20 protein-coding genes are annotated in these 16090 nt (G+C 55.4%); 14 read left to right on the plus strand and 6 right to left on the minus strand.

What is annotated here, in order from left to right; all coding sequences use genetic code 11:
- Positions 1-179: 179 nt before the first annotated feature.
- From E1N14_RS18125 to E1N14_RS18160, 8 genes are all read left to right on the plus strand, one after another.
- A complete protein-coding gene (locus tag E1N14_RS18125; RefSeq protein WP_062793492.1) occupies positions 180-986 on the plus strand; it encodes an energy transducer TonB in 807 nt (268 codons plus the stop codon).
- Positions 987-1000: 14 nt separating this feature from the next.
- Complete coding sequence (locus E1N14_RS18130) at positions 1001-1717, plus strand: MotA/TolQ/ExbB proton channel family protein (protein WP_025008887.1); 717 nt, start codon at positions 1001-1003, stop codon at positions 1715-1717.
- A complete protein-coding gene (locus E1N14_RS18135; protein WP_025008886.1) occupies positions 1714-2121 on the plus strand; it encodes an ExbD/TolR family protein in 408 nt (135 codons plus the stop codon). The genes E1N14_RS18130 and E1N14_RS18135 overlap by 4 nt, the downstream gene beginning before the upstream one ends.
- 64 nt (positions 2122-2185) lie before the next feature.
- Positions 2186-3025: a heme/hemin ABC transporter substrate-binding protein gene (locus E1N14_RS18140; RefSeq protein ID WP_025008885.1), complete on the plus strand. Its 840-nt coding sequence runs from the start codon at positions 2186-2188 to the stop codon at positions 3023-3025.
- A 2-nt stretch (positions 3026-3027) separates the two neighbouring features.
- Entirely contained in the window at positions 3028-4047 is a 1020-nt protein-coding gene (locus E1N14_RS18145) for a FecCD family ABC transporter permease (RefSeq protein WP_037436147.1), read from the plus strand.
- Between the two features lie 56 nt (positions 4048-4103).
- The gene (locus E1N14_RS18150; protein WP_051546753.1) at positions 4104-4898 is read left to right on the plus strand and encodes a heme ABC transporter ATP-binding protein; all 795 of its coding nucleotides are present in this window, start codon (positions 4104-4106) and stop codon (positions 4896-4898) included.
- Positions 4899-5068: 170 nt separating this feature from the next.
- Positions 5069-5410 (plus strand): DUF2956 domain-containing protein, encoded by a 342-nt coding sequence (locus E1N14_RS18155; protein WP_025008882.1) that lies wholly within the window; start codon positions 5069-5071, stop codon positions 5408-5410.
- Positions 5411-5604: 194 nt separating this feature from the next.
- Positions 5605-6603, plus strand: a complete 999-nt coding sequence (locus tag E1N14_RS18160; RefSeq protein WP_025008881.1) for a phospholipase C/P1 nuclease family protein — start codon at positions 5605-5607, stop codon at positions 6601-6603.
- Here E1N14_RS18160 and E1N14_RS18165 read toward each other — a convergent pair.
- Complete coding sequence (locus E1N14_RS18165) at positions 6565-6870, minus strand: winged helix-turn-helix domain-containing protein (protein ID WP_025008880.1); 306 nt, start codon at positions 6868-6870, stop codon at positions 6565-6567. The two genes, E1N14_RS18160 and E1N14_RS18165, sit on opposite strands and share 39 nt — an antisense overlap.
- Positions 6871-7095: 225 nt before the next feature.
- On the opposite strand from E1N14_RS18165, the gene E1N14_RS18170 reads away from it, so the two are divergent.
- The 3 genes from E1N14_RS18170 to E1N14_RS18180 are packed head-to-tail and all read left to right on the plus strand — an operon-like array spanning position 7096 to position 9717.
- Entirely contained in the window at positions 7096-7644 is a 549-nt protein-coding gene (locus E1N14_RS18170) for a PH domain-containing protein (protein WP_025008879.1), read from the plus strand.
- 5 nt (positions 7645-7649) lie between these two features.
- Positions 7650-9128: a PH domain-containing protein gene (locus E1N14_RS18175; protein WP_252727303.1), complete on the plus strand. Its 1479-nt coding sequence runs from the start codon at positions 7650-7652 to the stop codon at positions 9126-9128.
- Positions 9129-9153: 25 nt separating this feature from the next.
- Positions 9154-9717, plus strand: coding sequence for a DUF924 family protein (locus tag E1N14_RS18180; protein ID WP_062793494.1), 564 nt, complete (start codon positions 9154-9156; stop codon positions 9715-9717).
- A gap of 25 nt (positions 9718-9742) precedes the next feature.
- On the opposite strand, the gene E1N14_RS18185 is transcribed toward E1N14_RS18180, so the two are convergent.
- Positions 9743-10174: a universal stress protein gene (locus E1N14_RS18185; protein WP_025008878.1), complete on the minus strand. Its 432-nt coding sequence runs from the start codon at positions 10172-10174 to the stop codon at positions 9743-9745.
- Positions 10175-10263: 89 nt separating this feature from the next.
- Between E1N14_RS18185 and E1N14_RS18190 the strand changes: the two genes are divergently transcribed.
- Complete coding sequence (locus E1N14_RS18190; RefSeq protein ID WP_162173408.1) at positions 10264-11508, plus strand: lysozyme inhibitor LprI family protein; 1245 nt, start codon at positions 10264-10266, stop codon at positions 11506-11508.
- Positions 11509-11559: 51 nt separating this feature from the next.
- On the opposite strand, the gene E1N14_RS18195 is transcribed toward E1N14_RS18190, so the two are convergent.
- Positions 11560-11943, minus strand: a complete 384-nt coding sequence (locus tag E1N14_RS18195) for a SpoIIAA family protein (RefSeq protein ID WP_028779496.1) — start codon at positions 11941-11943, stop codon at positions 11560-11562.
- Positions 11944-12142: 199 nt separating this feature from the next.
- On the opposite strand from E1N14_RS18195, the gene E1N14_RS18200 reads away from it, so the two are divergent.
- Both E1N14_RS18200 and E1N14_RS18205 read left to right on the plus strand, forming a co-directional pair.
- Positions 12143-13591 (plus strand): coniferyl aldehyde dehydrogenase, encoded by a 1449-nt coding sequence (locus tag E1N14_RS18200; RefSeq protein ID WP_025008876.1) that lies wholly within the window; start codon positions 12143-12145, stop codon positions 13589-13591.
- Positions 13588-14202 (plus strand): TetR/AcrR family transcriptional regulator, encoded by a 615-nt coding sequence (locus E1N14_RS18205; RefSeq protein WP_025008875.1) that lies wholly within the window; start codon positions 13588-13590, stop codon positions 14200-14202. The genes E1N14_RS18200 and E1N14_RS18205 overlap by 4 nt, the downstream gene beginning before the upstream one ends.
- 182 nt (positions 14203-14384) lie before the next feature.
- On the opposite strand, the gene E1N14_RS18210 is transcribed toward E1N14_RS18205, so the two are convergent.
- From E1N14_RS18210 to E1N14_RS18220, 3 genes are read right to left on the minus strand one after another with little or no spacing between them, the layout of a single operon-like run.
- Entirely contained in the window at positions 14385-15170 is a 786-nt protein-coding gene (locus E1N14_RS18210; RefSeq protein ID WP_025008874.1) for a CsgG/HfaB family protein, read from the minus strand.
- A complete protein-coding gene (locus E1N14_RS18215) occupies positions 15167-15559 on the minus strand; it encodes a curli assembly protein CsgF (protein WP_025008873.1) in 393 nt (130 codons plus the stop codon). Before E1N14_RS18215 ends, E1N14_RS18210 begins: the two co-directional genes overlap by 4 nt.
- A 12-nt stretch (positions 15560-15571) precedes the next feature.
- A complete protein-coding gene (locus E1N14_RS18220; RefSeq protein ID WP_037436138.1) occupies positions 15572-15994 on the minus strand; it encodes a curli production assembly/transport protein CsgE in 423 nt (140 codons plus the stop codon).
- Between the last annotated feature and the right edge of the window lie 96 nt (positions 15995-16090).

A 16090-nucleotide genomic window follows, 5' to 3' on the forward strand; every position in this document is an offset into this window, starting at 1 on the left:
AGCGGCGCTATCCAAACGGTAAAGGCTGGCCGGACAGTAAAGGCAGGAACCATGGAATGGTGGCGGCTCAGGGACAGAGCCGACCCAAGACAGAACAGCATTGAGCCTTACGGGTCCTTGCTTAGTTGAATTTGAACATTCACCCGCCGCAACAAGCGGTTGTAAACAGGAGTAACGGCGTGACCCCCAAGCGTTATTGTGGTTTTGCGCTCATGGCATTGTCACTTCAGAGTGCCGTATTAGCCTCTCAGACAGCCACCCCAGATCCTTTGGTAATGCCCACCAAGGGCGGTTTGCAGCTGAGTTTCAGCGCAGCCCCTGCTGCAGCATCCCAAACTGCCTCTGTCCAGACTCAAAACCAGGCTGCTAACGCCGAAAGCCACCCTGCGGCAAAAGCCCCATCCGCTAAGCATAAAGAAGCTGAACATAAAGCCCCTCAACACCAAGAACCGCTGAAACAGAATGTGGCGAAACCTGAGCCGCCAAAGTCAGAGCAGCTCAAAACCAAGCCGGTCAAAACGAGTCAGAAACAAGCCTCAAAGATGAGCAAGCCACAACCGACTCAGGAAAAGCCGCGAGAGATAGCAGAGAAACCTGAATCGAAACACGCCTCAACGACTCCGCGAGCAGAACCTGTGCCCCGTGAGGAGAAGCCGGGCATTCCTTCGTCGCCGGTTCAAACAGCCGGCACCCCAGGGCTGAATCACACCATAGAGCTGGCTGAGCCTGTATTTGCCAGCCCGCCGACGCCGCCGAGCTACCCCAGACTCGCCCGCAAGCGGGGCTTTGAGGGCACGGCTCTGGTGGACATCTTCTTTGATCATCAAGGCAAAACCCAAAACGCCCTGCTCGTCAGCAGCTCAGGCTATTCCATTCTGGATGAAGCGGCATTGGCCGCCGTACGCCACTGGCAGTTCAGCATTCCTTCCCAAGCCTCAGCCGCCCGTTTCAAAGTCAGGGTGCCGGTTCGCTTCGCCCTTAATTAACAGTTGGAGACACGATGGAATTAAGTTTGTACCAAAGCCTGCACCAGCAACTTGGCGATCTCACCTGGCCTTTGCTCATCTGCGCCTTTCTGACCATGATGATATTGCTGGAGCGCTTTGCCATCTTGTTGCCGAGCCTGTTCAGGCGCCAATCCTGGCTCGGCGAATTGCGCAGCGGCACACTGGATGAAAGCTGTGACAGCCTGCTTGAACGCCTGAAAGATAACCGGGGACTGATTTCCTGCGGTGCCCGCCATTTGCTGAGACAGGCCGCACAACCCAAGGCGCTGCGGGAAGAGTTGTTGTCACTTTGGCTGGCAAAGGAGAAACGCAAACTCCACGCCGGGCTCAAGTTGCTGCAATACATAGGTGCCATCAGCCCGCTTCTGGGTTTGCTCGGCACTGTGCTGGGGCTACTGGAGATGTTCAACGATATTGGCGCCAATCAGAGTGACAGTATCACTCCGGCCTTGTTGGCCTCGGGCTTGGGATTGGCCATGTACACCACAGCCGCCGGCCTGTTGATCGCCGTACCCGCGCTGTTGGGAGCGCAGCTGTTCGGACTCTGGGCCGAGCGCTCAGTGGCCTCCTGCGCCCATGTACTGAATCAACTCAACCTTTGGCTGGAAGGGGTTCCACTGCAGGGCGAAGACAATGATTACGCTGCTTTTAACCTGACCAAACTCAGTCAAATCAATGGCAAGCGTCGCCATCCGGAGCCGCTGTCATGATTGAAATTAAGGAAGAGCATGGCCTGGATAGCGGCCTGGATCTAACCCCCTTGATAGACATCATCTTCATTGTGCTGGTGTTTTTGCTGCTCACAGCCAATCCCAAGTTATTGAGCCTGCCGATTGAAGTACCGGATAACAGTGCCACAACTTTGAGCCCACAAGCGCAGACTCAATTGACGGTAAGCGTGTTACCCCAGGCGCCGTTCTGGGCGCTCAACGAACAAAAATTTGCCCGGTTCGACGCGTTCGAGCAGGCACTGACTCAGGCGCTGGCCGACAATCCCGAACTGACCTTGGTGGTAGCCGCCGACAAGGAGGCAAGAGTCCAGCCGCTGATGCAACTGCTGAGTCTGCTGCAGCGGCTGGAGATCAGCCAGACCCGGGTCCTGATGGAACCCTAAACAACTGATGAAACCTCAGACACAAGTCTGTGGCGATGAGTCCCTGAATTATTTTGGAGCTAGAATGAAAAACTCTCTTATCTTCCTCTGTGGCCTGCTCGCCATGCCGCTTTTTGCCGCTGAAGAGCCTCCCAAGCGAGTGATCAGTGCCGGTGCCGGTGTCACTGAATTGGTGCTGGCATTGGATGCCGCCCCACAACTGGTGGCAGTTGACGCCAGCAGCGCCCTGCCAAAGACGCTGAAACTGCCAAGACTCGGCTACCACAGAATGCTGTCAGCCGAGGGCATATTGGCGCAAAAACCGGATCTCCTGATTGGCACCTCTGTGATGGGACCGGCCAGCAGCATAGATCTGGTAAAACAGGCCGGTGTGCCGGTTATCACCCTGAAGGCGGCCGATACCGCCGAGCAACTACAGCAAAATATCCTCACTCTGGGAAAGGCCCTGAATAAGGAGAAAGCCGCCACCGAACTGGCCGATACTCTGGGTGGCAGGTTACAGCAACTGGCGCAATCTGCGGCCAAATTCGAACATCCACCCAGAGTCATGTTTATGTTGATGCAGTCAGAGCGTCCCGCCAGAGTCGGCGGTGCTGATACGGCCGCCGATATCATTATCCAGCTGGCCGGTGCCACCAACGCCGCCGACTTCAGCGGCTACCGAAGCCTGTCTCAGGAAGGTATTCTGGCGCTCAAGCCAGAACTGATTTTACTCTCAAGCGCCAGCGAGCAACCCGAACCTCAAGCCGATAAGCTACTGAAGAGCATGCCGCTACTGGCCCATACTCCGGCCGGAAAAGCCGGTTTGATCCGGGATCTTCAACCTCAGGCATTACTCGGGGGATTAGGTATCTCCGCCATTGAAGCGGCCGAGTCCCTGAATCAGGAACTGCTGGAGCAATAATCATGGCTGCCGTGCTGCCCATCCACCGCCATCCCTGGCTCTGGCCTGGACTCGCCAGCCTGCTGGTGTTTTCCGCATTGCTCTCGATAGCAACCGGACCTGTGACCATAGGCTTGAGCGATATAATCGACTCTCTGTTTGGCTCAGTCGCCGCCGGGCAGGAAGCCAATGCCCTGATAGTGCAAAATGTCCGTCTGCCGAGAACCTTGCTGGCACTGATTGTCGGCGCCCTGTTGGCACAGTGCGGCGCAGTAATGCAAGGCCTGTTTCGTAACCCTCTGGCTGACCCCGGCATCATAGGTGTGTCCTCGGGCGCGGCGCTGGGAGCCGCCACCTGCATAGTGCTGCTGCCGCATCTTGGCAGCTATGCCGTCCCCCTTGGTGCTTTTCTCTGCGGTCTGGCAACCAGTTTACTGGTTTACCGGCTCGCCACTTCAGGTGGCAGCACCTCAGTGGTGTTACTCTTGCTGGCCGGGGTGGCTATTACCGCCCTGGCCGGTGCCGGAATCGGCATGCTGACTTTCCTTGCCAACGACATGGCACTGCGGGATCTCAGCCTGTGGCAACTGGGGGCCATCGCCGGTGCCAGTTGGCAATCCGTATTTATCTGTCTGCCGGTACTGGCCTTGGTGAGTTGGCAGTTCAACAAACAGGCATTGGCGCTCAACGCCCTGTTGCTGGGCGAATCCGAGGCGCGTCATCTGGGCATAGAGGTAGACAGGCTCAAGCTGAAGTTGATCTTGCTCTGCTCTTTGGGTGTCGGTGTTGCCGTGGCGGCCACCGGCATCATAGGTTTTATCGGGCTGGTGGTACCGCATCTGGTGCGGCTGCTCAAGGGGCCGGATCATCGCCAACTGCTGCCGCTGAGTGCCATTCTCGGCGCTGTGCTGCTGGCCTTGGCCGACTCAGGGGCCCGCACCTTGATGTCACCGGCCGAGATCCCTGTCGGCCTGATGACGGCTCTGCTCGGCGCTCCCTTCTTCCTCTATCTGCTGCTGAGTCAGCGACGTAAGCTTTATTGAGGTACTCCATGCCTTCACTCGAATCCGTGACCACGACAACTGCCGCACAGACAGCCATGCCATTTGAGTCCACCGCAGTTACTGAGCAAGTACTGGAGCTCAAACATCTACATGCCAGAGTCGACAACAAGCCCTTGCTGACCGATGTCAGTTGCCGACTGCAAAGCGGCCAATTTTACGCTCTACTGGGGCCCAATGGCGCCGGCAAGTCCAGTCTGCTAAGGCTGTTGACTCAGGAACTGAAGGCTGATGCCGGGCGGATAAACTTTCACGGCTCGCCTCTTGGGCAGTGGCCGAAGCAAGCCTTGGCCAGGCATCTGGCCATGTTGCCACAACACTCGAGTCTCAGCTTTCCCTTCAGCGTTCGTGAAGTGGTAGCCATGGGCCTGTATCCTCTCAGTCTCAGTGCCAGAGATGCCGCCCAACTGGTTGAGCAGCAACTGTGGCGTCTGGATCTGGCTCACCTGAGTGAGCGCAGCTATCCGGCACTGTCCGGCGGTGAACGCCAGCGGGTTCAGTTGGCCAGGGTTTTGACTCAATTGGCCCAGGCCGAGCACTCGCCTGTACTCTTGCTGGATGAACCCACTTCGGCGCTGGATTTGGCCCAGCAACACAGAGTACTGCGGCTCGCCAGAGAGCTGGCTCATGAGCAGGACTACACTGTATTGGCCGTGCTGCACGACCTCAACCAGGCCAGTCACTATGCTGATCAGTTACTGGTTATGGACAAAGGAAAACTTCTGGTTCAGGGCGAGCCCCAACAGGCTTTGACGCCTGAACTGATTTCCAGGGTCTGGCACTATGAACCGGGCACCTTCGCCGACGCGCAGGGGCAGAGACTCTATTTTTGAAGCGTTCAAAATCTTGCCAATAAAGGCCCTTGCAATATGACCCCTGCCATAAGAGCATTTGACCCCGAACAAGTTCAGCACCGACAAGCGCCTTTGATGTGAAGCCGTCTGTGGTCAGAACTCCAAGCAGGCAGGTATAATCCTTGCGTCAGTCATCAACCCCATCAGAGATGAACAAGAAGCCAGCGATTTCCAACGAAACCCAAACCGAAGCCATGCGCATGGCCAAAGCCACTCAAAAGGCGGGGCAAACCAAGGAGCAAACCCGCCTCATAGCCCAAGGCGTAGAGAAAGGCATTGCCGAGTACAAGAAGCAACAAAAGGCCAAGGCCAGAGAAAGAGACAAGGCGCGCAAGCAAGAACTGAGACAGAAAAGCAGGCTCCAGCACGACTCGGATGACGGCGCGGATGCGGCAGAAATAACGCCATCCCATGCCCCCAAGTGGCTGCTGTGGTTTCCCTGGGTACTGCTTGGCCTTAGCTGGCTTGGGTTTGCTCTCTACCTGGCTTGAAAAAACTGGTCTTAAAAACCAGACTTGAAAAAGCCGGGCTTGGCCATAAAAATGTAAACAGTGCCAACTCGCGACAGGGCTACTCTGTCGCTGCGCATAGAAGCGGATTTATTTAGCGAAAATGAGTGGTGAAAGCTATTAAATAAACCTTGGTCGCACCCGCGATTTTGCGACTCACCCTTTAGGAAGACTCGATGAAAACCACTACTCTCTCGGCCGGCATGGCTTTGTTGTGTAGCTTACTGCTTTGCAACTCAGCAATGGCCTATGATCCCAAACCCGGACACCTGCGCCTCACCGAACTCAGCTATCAGAAACTGGCGCAATGCCGCGGTGAAGTAGTCAACCCTGCCAGGTTACAGCGACTGCAGGACGGCAACCTGGCCATGGATGAAGGCGCCGCCAAACTGCCCTCTTCCCTGTATGACAATCCCTGGAGTGATCAACTGTTTCCGGCCTATCGCCGCGTTGGCAACTGGCACTTTTATCATCCGGATAAAACGGACAAAGAGACAGTGCAGCCCGGACTTGTCAATATGTCACAGCAACGCCTGTGGGCCAGGGCGCAACTTGGGTTAACCCTGGCCAATGAATCGGCCCAGCGGGATTACTTTGTCGGTGCCCTGCTGCATCTGTTGCAGGATGTCAGCGTGCCCGCCCATGTCACCCCCGTCTATCACGGGCCGTCCCTTGTTGGCCTGTTTCCGCTGTTCACAACCAAGCTTACCCACTATCTCAAGGGGGAGCGCAGAGCCAAGTTCTATGGCATCAAGGATCCGATAGATTCATCGCCGGTTACTATAGAGCTGGAGGAATTACCATGCCCGACAACCGACTCAAGGCTGAATTATGATGCCATTCGTGAGCTACTGGCACGGCAAACCCTGGCGGCCATGGCCGAGCCCATTCCCAACTGCGGGAACAATCATTGGCAACTGTTTTGGAACAAAGAACTACCCCACAACTATTTCAAAGGCTATAACCTGGAGTTACCGCCATTTGGCAGCAATGGTGATCTAGTAGTGGGAATGCAGACGCAGTGCGAGTTTAAGGCTAAAGGCAATCAACTGCAGGATCAGCGTTACTATGAATTTATCCAGCAGCGCCACATCCAGGCGGTTCTGGCCGGTATGCTGCTGTTACAACAGGCGGATTCAACTGTCGGCGAACAGCAGGGCGCGGATCTGCTCTAGGTGAGTGCCGACCCAGGCGCTGTTAATCGGGCCCCAGGTGCGGATGTGGTAGTGCCCTGAGTTATTCCGGCGGCCATCCTGGATAAAGTCCACCTGAATACCTATATCGCCGAAGGCGGCAATGGCGTCCTGTAAGGTGCGGCGCGGCATACCGGTTTCCTTCTGTAAGGACAACAGGTTATGTTGGGTATCGTCTATCAGATGGGCCAGATAGAGCTTACGCAGAAAGGCGGTTTGCTGTTTGGATACCTTATCGGCTTGGAACATACTCATCGTCCTGATGGTTTACAGCCAGTAACGGCGCGTTTGGGAGGCAAGCGCCACACGGGCAACAAAGTCTTGCTACCAAACTACTTGATATCCAGTTGTTAACACAAGTGCAATCGCTCAGGATCCGGAACTGCATCAAGTCTCTGCCATCCAAGCTAGCGGCTTGAAGCGACAAACTCTCTATTGCTATAGTCAGGTCAATGCCTCAAGGACTCAAAGCACATGGATACCCGCTCGCCCCACTCACCCCTGCCTCAGCAGCAGTGGTTGGGCTTTGACAGCCAACCCTTGACCCCTTTGTCTCCCCGCTACCGCCAACAATTGCTGTGGCAAAACCTGCTGCTGATGGTGCTGGTCATACTGCTGCTAGTGCCTGCGTTACTGCTCAGCGCCAAGCTGAGTGGTCTTGGAGTCATCATCTCGGTCACGCTGGCACTGCTGCTTTTGGGATTCAAGACCTGGCTCAATCAAAAACAAGCCGAAGCCACGGCTTATGGCGTTTGTGAATATGGCATTTTGCTGCGTGAAGGGCTTTGGTGGCAGAGCCATACCGCCATGCCGGCCAGCAGGCTGCAACATGTGAGCCTGTCTCAGGGGCCATTGCAGCGCCATTTTGGGCTGACAAGTTTGCGCTGCTACAGTGCCGGCAGTTCAGCGGCCGAGGTCAGCCTGCCCGGGCTGGATATTGAAGTAGCCGAAGCGCTGCGCCAACATCTGTTGTCTCTGGCGGGGAAGGATGGCGGTGAAACCTCGATGGAGACGCCGAATTGAGCCAGGTGCAGCAAGCCAACTGGCACTCGCTCTCACCCTGGGCGATCATCAGTTTCAGCCTCACCAGCCTGAAACACTTCCTCAGCAACGGCTATGCCCTGGTGCCTATCCTCTATACCGGCTGGCAGCAGGGATTTGACTCCGTCTGGCTGCCACTGGCACTGGCATTGACCCTGATAGTGATTTTTGCCCATGGGCTGTTGAGCTGGCGCAAATTCCGTTATCGCTTGACTCGAGGACAACTCGAGGTCCACAGCGGTGCCCTGTTCAAGCGCAAAGTCGAGCTGCCGATAGACAGAATTCAGAATGTGCGTCTGGAACAGCCTTTTTACTTCAAGCCGTTGCGACTGGGTAACTTGATAGTGGAAACTGCGGGTTCGGCCAAGGATGAAGCCTGCTTAAGCGCAGTCACCCAAGCTCAGGCCGAGTCACTGAGGCGGCAATTGATGAAACGGGCCGATACAGACGAAAGCGCCCCCACCTCAGCACCGCCAAACTCCCGCTTATTGGTGAAGAAGTCCCTGGCAGAGCTGACACTCTTTGGCCTGTATCAGAATAATTTTGTTTGGTTTGCCATTATCGCAGGTCCGGTACTCAGCCAGCTCGAAGGCAGTCAACTGATGGAGCTGGGGCTGACACAAGTCTTCGACTGGCATCAGCAGCAGCTCAGTGGCAACCTGCTGCTGGAGCTGGGGTTCCTTGTCTGCCTTCTGCTCCTTGGCTATCTAGTGTTTTCCTTGATCTCAATAGTCGCGGCACTGCTGAAATATGCCCCCTATCGCCTGACTCAGGAACAGGAAACATTACAGCGTAGCGGCGGCCTGCTGTCCCACCAGCAAGACATACTCAAGCAGCACAGAATTCAACTTATCAGTTTGCAGCAGCCGTTGCTGGCCCGTTGGCTGAAACGCTGGACTCTGAGCTTCAAGCAGGTAAAAGGCAATGAGGTGGAAGGTGGTAGCAACAATCACATGTTGGTGCCATCGCTCGGTAGAGGCGAAGTGCATCGCCTGTTAAAAAGGCTCAACCAAAGAAGCAGCAAGGCCGACCGTATTCCGAATCGTTGGCACCCCATTCACCCGAGCTGGTTTTACTATAGGGCGCTGTGGTGCTTAACGCCGGCGCCGCTGACATGGGCATTTACCGGCCCTGCAGCAGAGACCTGGTTGCTGTTGCTGGCCGGAGTGTTGGCTGTCCTGGCGCTTTATCTGCGCTATCGTCAATGGGGTTTTTGGCGGGTTGAAAACGATCTCTGGATCCACAAGGGACTCCTAGGCCACAGTTGGCAGTTGGTGTCGCTGAGCAAGGTGCAACATCTGCAGCTAATCCAAAGCCGGGGGCAAAAACGCCGAGGCCTCGCGAGCCTCAAACTTGGGCTGGCCAGCGGCGAACTGACACTGCCTGCCATTCCGCTGGCCAAGGCGCAGGATATCGCGGCGCAAACCCTTGGGCTTATTGCCCATGATCACAGCAACTGGATTTAATCCCATTCAAATAGAAGGAATTGCCATGTCAGTTCAAACCACTTCCGAGTACAAGCCACAACAGATAATCCATTTTTGGTTTGAAGAGATAAGCCCCAAGACCTGGTGGGTCAAAGATCCTGAGTTTGACAACACAATTGAGCGTCGTTTCGGTGCCTTGCTACATGCGGCCCGTCAGGGCGAGTTATGGCATTGGCGACAAACGCCACAAGGGCGCCTGGCGGAAATTTTGCTGCTGGATCAGTTCTCACGCAACATTCACCGCGACACTCCCGATGCCTTCAGTGCCGATCCCATGGCATTGGCTCTGGCGCAGGAGGCTATCAGCATAGGCGCCGACAAACAGCTGCAAGCCCCTATGCTGGCATTTCTTTATATGCCCTTTATGCACAGCGAGTCGGCAGTTATTCATCAGCAGGCACAGAAACTGTTCGCCTCGGAACAAACCAGGGACAACTATGACTTTGAGTTGAGACACAAGGCGATTATTGACAGGTTTGGCCGTTATCCCCATCGCAATGCCATATTGGGACGGCAGTCGACCGCCGAGGAGCTGGCCTTTCTCGAGCAGCCCGGCTCCTCGTTCTAGTACTCATTCAAGCCGCATCGACTTGTTACTTCACCACCAACACGGGGCAGCGAGCCTTGTTGGCCACGGCCTCGGCCACATTGGTACTGAGAAAATGGGCCAGGCCACTGCGACCGTGGCTGGCAATCACTATCATACCGACATCGGCAGACTCGGCTTCGGCCAAGATCTCCTCAACTGCGTCACCGCGGCGAATGACAGTTTCAATTTTCAGCGGACTGTTCAGCTTGGCCAGCAACTCATGCATCTTCTCGGCGGCGGCCTTCTCCATGGTTTGCGCCAACTCTTCCGGAGTGATGATCAACAACTGATAGTTTTCATCACCTATGGGCTGATCCACTACGTGCAAAATACGCAGCCCAACATGATAAAGGTTGGCCATTTCAATGGCATATCTCAATGCATTGGCAGCTGTATCACTGAAATCAGTGGGCCAGAGGATATCTTTGTTACGCATAGTGACCTCCTTGACACGACAGGCATCGACTGATGAGATACCTGTCGAATAATATCAACAAGTTATATTGCAATATTTTGAAGCACCCTATGAATACTTTACTCCATTTACCCGCGGCAGTAAGCCTATTGGTGATTATTTTTACCCCAGTTTACGCCGAGGATGCCGCCAGCCTGGTAGAGCGTGCCAAGGCGCTGCAACAAGCCGGACAGAGCCAGCAGGCCAAGCCGCTCTATGAGCAGGCTGCGGCCCTTGGCAGCAGCGAAGCCCACTTCATGCTGAGCTACAGTTATTCCTTACCTTTGGCCGAAGACATAGCGCATTTAAACCAGGCAGCAAGGGCCGGTCACCCCAAGGCATTCTATTACCTGACAGATCGCCTGTTGACCCGCGGCGGCACAGAAAACAGTGCCGATCCTGTCAGGCTGGGCGAGGTGTTAAAACAGTATCAAAGTCATCATCCGGACTTTAACTTCGACTATCAAACCACACTGGATGCCTGCATCTATGCCGGCAAGCCCGATTTCAACCGGCTTAATGCTCTGAGCGCTCCCTTAGAGGAAGGTTATAGCTATCGTTTGTGGCAACAGGCAGAAAACCTCTCAAAACTGCAAGATGGCAACAATTATGATCGCCAGGTGCTGCAGCTCATCTGTTATGGCGCCGAGGTACCGGCCGAGCTGGATATAGCCGTCAAAGACAGGCTCAAACTCGACCATGGTGCCAAACAGACCACTGAATTTGATCTCTGCAACGCTATTACCAGTGGTATGGGAATGGGCTTTTGCGCCTCACGGGAAGAGCAGCGACTGGAGCAACTGCGCCTCGCCAAACAAGAAGGGATCAACCAAAGCATCAAGCAACGCCTGGGGCAAGCGCCGCTTAAATTACTCGAGCCGGCCAACCGCGCATTCGAGCTGTGGCTGCAAGCGAAAACCTCAAGGGAGGAAGGCCATGGCGGCAGCGGGCGCAGCGCCTTTATTATCGGGTCCCAGAGCGAGCAGCGGCAAAACTATCTGGCACGTTTGGAAATGCTCAGTAAGGGAGAGCAAGTGGTGAGCACTTTCCCTGACTTTGCCGGCGCCGACAAAGAGCTCAACCGGGTGTACCGCGCCTTGATGAAGAAACTGCGCCCTGCGGATGACCCCGAGCTTTATATGTTTGAAGTCACCAAAGAAGACCTTCGCGCGGTGCAGAGGTTGTGGCTTAAATACCGCGACAGCAATGCACGCCTATTTGCCGCGCTCCAGGAATCCACCACTGAGCAAGAGTGGCAAGCACTCTTGACTCAGGAGCGTAGCGAGCAGCTCAAAACCCTGTTGGAATGGCAATAAAAAAACGCCCGCACCTCCTCACAGGTCGCGGGCATTTCATGGCAAGGCGGTTTAGTCTTTCAGCCAGTCGATGGCATCGAGGCGATCAACAAAGAACTTCATGTCCCCTGGCGTAAACCAGTCGGCCATCTTGGTCATCCATTCCTGCAAACTGGTATTGCCTATGATGGCAATCTTCTCGAAATGGCGCCCATGCTTGATCCCCAACTTGAGATCGTCCCACATGGCTCTGGCTTCCCAACCATCCATTTCGGTGACATCCAGCAGAGCGTAAATATCCGGATCCTTCACACCGGCTATCGCCGACTCCAGCATAGGCACCATGTATTCATAGTCTTCGTGGGTCAGTTTTCCCACGGCTTTCATGGTGACAAAGAAATCGTCATCACCATAACGCTCAATTCCGATTGAAATACCATGCATGTTCAAGCTCATCATCAATTCCTTATGTCAACGATTTCAAAAACAAGGCCCCATCTATTCGATTTCAGTCTAGTTGGCGGCCGTGATGCATTCTGTGATCCATATCAAATATAGCTCTGCTATTGCCAACCGGCGCAGACTGAACTAACATCAGACCGACTAATCAGTCGGTTACTTTAAAAGCAGCTTAATGACTGCCGAAGGAGGCAAAATGTCGCTTGTTAACCCAGAGCCGCTCACAGTGGAGAATCAGCAGCTGCTGCAAAAATTCACCGTGCAGCGCCAGGCTTTCAGTGCCGCCCCCATGCCAAGCCTTGGCGAGCGCAAGGCCAAGCTCAAGGCGCTGAAACAAGCCTTGCTGAAACACCAACAGGCCCTCACGGATGCACTCAGTCGCGACTATGGCCACAGGTCGACCGACGATAGCCTGATCTCCGATATACTGCCGGTCGTTACCCAGATCAACTACAGCCTCAGGCATCTCAAACGCTGGATGAAACCCAGTCGCCGCCATGCCGGATTATTGCTGGCCCCGGCCAGTGTCAGGGTGGAGTATCAGCCCAAAGGCGTGGTGGGCATCATAGTGCCGTGGAACTTCCCTATCATGTTGTCCTTGAGTCCGCTGGCCACAGTGATTGCCGCCGGTAACCGCGCCATGTTGAAGCTGTCTGAATTTACTCCCCACACCAATGCCGCCCTGCGTACCCTGCTGGCCGAAGTCTTCGACGGCTCCGAGGTCTGTGTGATTGAAGGGGAAGCCGAGATTGCCGCCAGTTTCTCCGCCCTGCCCTTCGATCATCTGCTGTTTACCGGCTCGACTCAGGTAGGACGCAATGTAATGCGCGCGGCGGCCGATAATCTCACCCCTGTCACCCTGGAGCTGGGAGGCAAGTCCCCTGTGTTAATCGCCCGGGACATGCCCATGGAGACAGCGGTAGAGCGCCTCATCTACGGCAAGTGCCTCAACGCCGGGCAAATTTGTGTCGCCCCCGACTATATTCTCTGCCCCAGTGGTAAAGAGGCCGAGTTTATTAGCGCCTATCGGCGCCGCTTCCAGCAGTTCTACCCCGACTTTGCCAACACCCCGGACTATGGCCAGATACTCAACGAGCGTCAGGCCGCCAGGCTGGTCGCCCTCCTGGAAGATGCCACCGCCAAAGGGGCACAGTTATTTGCCGCCGACCGCGAGCAACCGCTCAGCAAACTGCCAAGCGCCGAACAGCGCAAATGGCCCACCTTGCTGCTGACCAAGGTCAGCGACGATATGAAACTGATGCAGGAAGAGATCTTCGGCCCTTTGCTGCCCTTGGTCAGTTATCAAGAGCTGGGGCAGGCACTCGACTATATCAAGGCGCGCCCCAGACCTTTGGCCCTGTATCTGATGAGTTTCGATAAAGAAGTGCAGCAGCAGGTATTGTCCCAAACCCACTCTGGCGGTGTCTGTATCAATGAAACCGTGTTTCATGTGGCCGCCGACGATGCCCCCTTCGGTGGCATAGGCCCGTCCGGCATGGGACACTACCACGGCCAGGAAGGTTTTCGCACCTTCAGCCACGCCCGCACTGTGCTGTCCCGGGGGCGACTCAATACCGGCAAACTGGTGCATCCGCCCTACGGCAAGGGGATCCAGAAGCTGCTGCTGAAGGTGTTTCTCAGATGAAGCGCAGCAACGAGCCAACCCAGGCATTGAGCGGCAAACAGGACAAGAAGCAGCAGATCCTGGGCAGCGCATTGCAACTGTTTGTCGAGCAAGGTTTCTATGCCACCTCGACCGCCAGCATAGCCCGCCACGCCGGCGTGGCCACAGGCACCTTGTTCCATCACTTTAGCAGTAAAGAAATCCTGATGGACCAGCTGTTTCTGGCCATCAAAACAGAGTTTGCCGACGCCATCTCAGCAAGCTTGCCAAAGGCGCCGGCAACCACCACTGAATTGCCGCAGCGGGCAGAAATGCTCTGGCAGGCCGGGCTCGATTGGGCGCTGGCACAGCCTCTGAAGCTGAGCTTCTTTGTGCAATACGCCATGTCACCCAGTGTCAGTGAAGCGGTCAGGCAGCAGGCAATGCATGGCATTCTCGGCTTTATTGCTGAACTATTGGAGCAGGGCATCAACCAAGGGGTATTGGCTGACCTACCCAGAGAGCTGTTGCTGGAAGCTTGCCACAGCCAGTTCCTGGCGGCGGCGCGCTTCTTCTGCAACCAGCCTCAGAAGGCTACCAGAGAGGCCAGAGACGCCAGCTTTCGCCTGTTCTGGCGCGGTGTGGCAGCCTAGCCCTTCAGAGTCAAAACCCCGGAAACCAGCCTCCTGAAATCGGCCTTCGGAAATGAGCCAGCGGAAATGAACGCCCTGGAGTTAGTCAAACAAAGGGCCCGCAATTACGGGCCCTTCTTTTTAAAAATCAACAAACTGCGGTTTACCTATCGCTCAAGCTGTTGCTCTCTCGCTCAAGCTGTTTATCCCTGACTCAGGCTGTTGTCGTCGCCCGAAGCCTCGGCGCTCCAGTAACCCATGCGGCTCCCCTTATCGATAAGCTCGGAGACCGCCAGTTCTATCGCCTGCAACACACAAAACTGTACCGGCTCATTGGTGGTAAAGCCCACTTCGGCCTCGGCCAGGCGGTTCAAACTGGTGTAACGGAACAGACCGGCACGCATCTCCTGAGAGAACACCCGCTTGGTGGTATTGACCGACATCAGCACCTTACCTGTGTGTACATCCACTGCCCTGAGATAAATGGTCACCTGATCTTCCCGGTACAACTCGGAGGCGCCTATGCCGTAGTATTCCACGCCGCTGCCGCCGGTTTCCACGTTGGTTTCATAGCTGATGATCCCGCCTTCCAGAAGCAGCCTGGCATTGGTCAGGGTCGGCACTTCATTATTGCGCCCCTGCTGCTTACCTGAGATCTTGCGCTCGGTCAGCAGGTTCTGCAGTCCTTCCCGCTCCACAGGGGTAAACCACCTGGAGTCCAGCAGAGTCTGCACCAGCATGGAAGTGGCCCCCTGGGTCACTGCGGTCGAGAAGGAACTGACATTGGCCTGGGGCTTATATTGCCCGGTCTGATCCCGGAAAGAGTAAACCGCAACCGGGATAGGAAAACGCGGCCCGGGACGCGACTGCAGCGCCTTCATGGTTTCACTCAAGGGATTTACCTGGGCCTCATTGATATTCAAATCAGGCTTGGGAACCAGGCTGCAGCCCCCCAGCAGTAACAGTGGAACCAGTGCCAGCCACCTCATGGATTACCTCCATAGATAGGCATCTCTATCACTGTGACTTCGCCGGAAAGCAGGTTGGTAATGGTCAACATCACGCCGTTACCTGTGGAGGCGACTTCGACGCGGTAGTCCCCAGTGTCATACACACCGTCGGTTATCTCGCCGTCGGCCACACCGCGGGTGATGGAGTTGATAATGTTACGCTCCAGCGACTCCTTGAAGCGGGTAACAAAGTCCTTTTCATTGCCGGCGGCCTGATTGTTATTTTGGGCCTGGGCTTTGCTCAGCAGAAACGAACCGTTGAGAGGGTTACCGCCAAAACTGGGGTTGATTGGGGTATAGACCAGTTCGGTGGCCTGCCCCGAAAAAGCCAGCAAGGTGCCGGCTACGATTAACATCCTGAGTGTCATTGTGCTTGCTTCCTAAATTCCATCCCAATTGGATCCCAATTCCCCTGTCATGGATTGGGCTCTGACCGAGGCGATATAATCTATGGTCAAGAGAATCGCCTGTTCGGCCCGCTCCTTGATGGGACTGGCTCTGCGGCCAAAATGGGTTTGGTAAATACGGGTACCGTTAACCTCCAGTGTCAGCAAGGTGCCGGCCTGAGGGAAAACCGTTTCGTAAAGGGTGACATTGAATCCCTGGGTAAAGGGCAGATCCCGCCAATACCCCGAGTAGTAAAAACCAAAATCCTTGCCAAAGCGGGTCAGGGTTCTGTCTATGACCAGGCCACTGATCTCTATGTCATCCGCCTCGGCTGCGGCCAACGCCGGAGCAGACGCAAGTGTCAGCATCAGTAAGCACAAGATACAGCGCATGGATAACAAGACAGAGTGCGGCATTGTCCCCGAAAATTCCCTTTGTTGCCTGAAAAGGCCATTCCTTTAACAAGAGCATTACATTAACAGCAGCGCCGGAACCGAGTCACCCGCCACCGA

The sequence above is a fragment of the Shewanella algae genome, from assembly GCF_009183365.2.
In the GTDB taxonomy this organism is placed as follows: Bacteria; Pseudomonadota; Gammaproteobacteria; order Enterobacterales; family Shewanellaceae; genus Shewanella; species Shewanella algae.

What these genes read in the sequence shown, in the direction of transcription:
- E1N14_RS18155 (WP_025008882.1), top strand. Translation starts at nt 5,069, where the DNA reads ATGAACAAGAAGCCAGCGATTTCCAACGAAACCCAAACCGAAGCCATG.
- E1N14_RS18140 (WP_025008885.1), top strand. Translation starts at nt 2,186, where the DNA reads ATGAAAAACTCTCTTATCTTCCTCTGTGGCCTGCTCGCCATGCCGCTT.
- E1N14_RS18195 (WP_028779496.1), bottom strand. Translation starts at nt 11,943, where the DNA reads ATGAGCTTGAACATGCATGGTATTTCAATCGGAATTGAGCGTTATGGT.
- E1N14_RS18170 (WP_025008879.1), top strand. Translation starts at nt 7,096, where the DNA reads ATGGATACCCGCTCGCCCCACTCACCCCTGCCTCAGCAGCAGTGGTTG.
- E1N14_RS18220 (WP_037436138.1), bottom strand. Translation starts at nt 15,994, where the DNA reads ATGCCGCACTCTGTCTTGTTATCCATGCGCTGTATCTTGTGCTTACTG.
- E1N14_RS18210 (WP_025008874.1), bottom strand. Translation starts at nt 15,170, where the DNA reads ATGAGGTGGCTGGCACTGGTTCCACTGTTACTGCTGGGGGGCTGCAGC.
- E1N14_RS18130 (WP_025008887.1), top strand. Translation starts at nt 1,001, where the DNA reads ATGGAATTAAGTTTGTACCAAAGCCTGCACCAGCAACTTGGCGATCTC.
- E1N14_RS18135 (WP_025008886.1), top strand. Translation starts at nt 1,714, where the DNA reads ATGATTGAAATTAAGGAAGAGCATGGCCTGGATAGCGGCCTGGATCTA.
- E1N14_RS18185 (WP_025008878.1), bottom strand. Translation starts at nt 10,174, where the DNA reads ATGCGTAACAAAGATATCCTCTGGCCCACTGATTTCAGTGATACAGCT.
- E1N14_RS18160 (WP_025008881.1), top strand. Translation starts at nt 5,605, where the DNA reads ATGAAAACCACTACTCTCTCGGCCGGCATGGCTTTGTTGTGTAGCTTA.
- E1N14_RS18145 (WP_037436147.1), top strand. Translation starts at nt 3,028, where the DNA reads ATGGCTGCCGTGCTGCCCATCCACCGCCATCCCTGGCTCTGGCCTGGA.
- E1N14_RS18190 (WP_162173408.1), top strand. Translation starts at nt 10,264, where the DNA reads ATGAATACTTTACTCCATTTACCCGCGGCAGTAAGCCTATTGGTGATT.
- E1N14_RS18165 (WP_025008880.1), bottom strand. Translation starts at nt 6,870, where the DNA reads ATGTTCCAAGCCGATAAGGTATCCAAACAGCAAACCGCCTTTCTGCGT.
- E1N14_RS18205 (WP_025008875.1), top strand. Translation starts at nt 13,588, where the DNA reads ATGAAGCGCAGCAACGAGCCAACCCAGGCATTGAGCGGCAAACAGGAC.
- E1N14_RS18150 (WP_051546753.1), top strand. Translation starts at nt 4,104, where the DNA reads ATGCCATTTGAGTCCACCGCAGTTACTGAGCAAGTACTGGAGCTCAAA.
- E1N14_RS18200 (WP_025008876.1), top strand. Translation starts at nt 12,143, where the DNA reads ATGTCGCTTGTTAACCCAGAGCCGCTCACAGTGGAGAATCAGCAGCTG.
- E1N14_RS18180 (WP_062793494.1), top strand. Translation starts at nt 9,154, where the DNA reads ATGTCAGTTCAAACCACTTCCGAGTACAAGCCACAACAGATAATCCAT.
- E1N14_RS18215 (WP_025008873.1), bottom strand. Translation starts at nt 15,559, where the DNA reads ATGACACTCAGGATGTTAATCGTAGCCGGCACCTTGCTGGCTTTTTCG.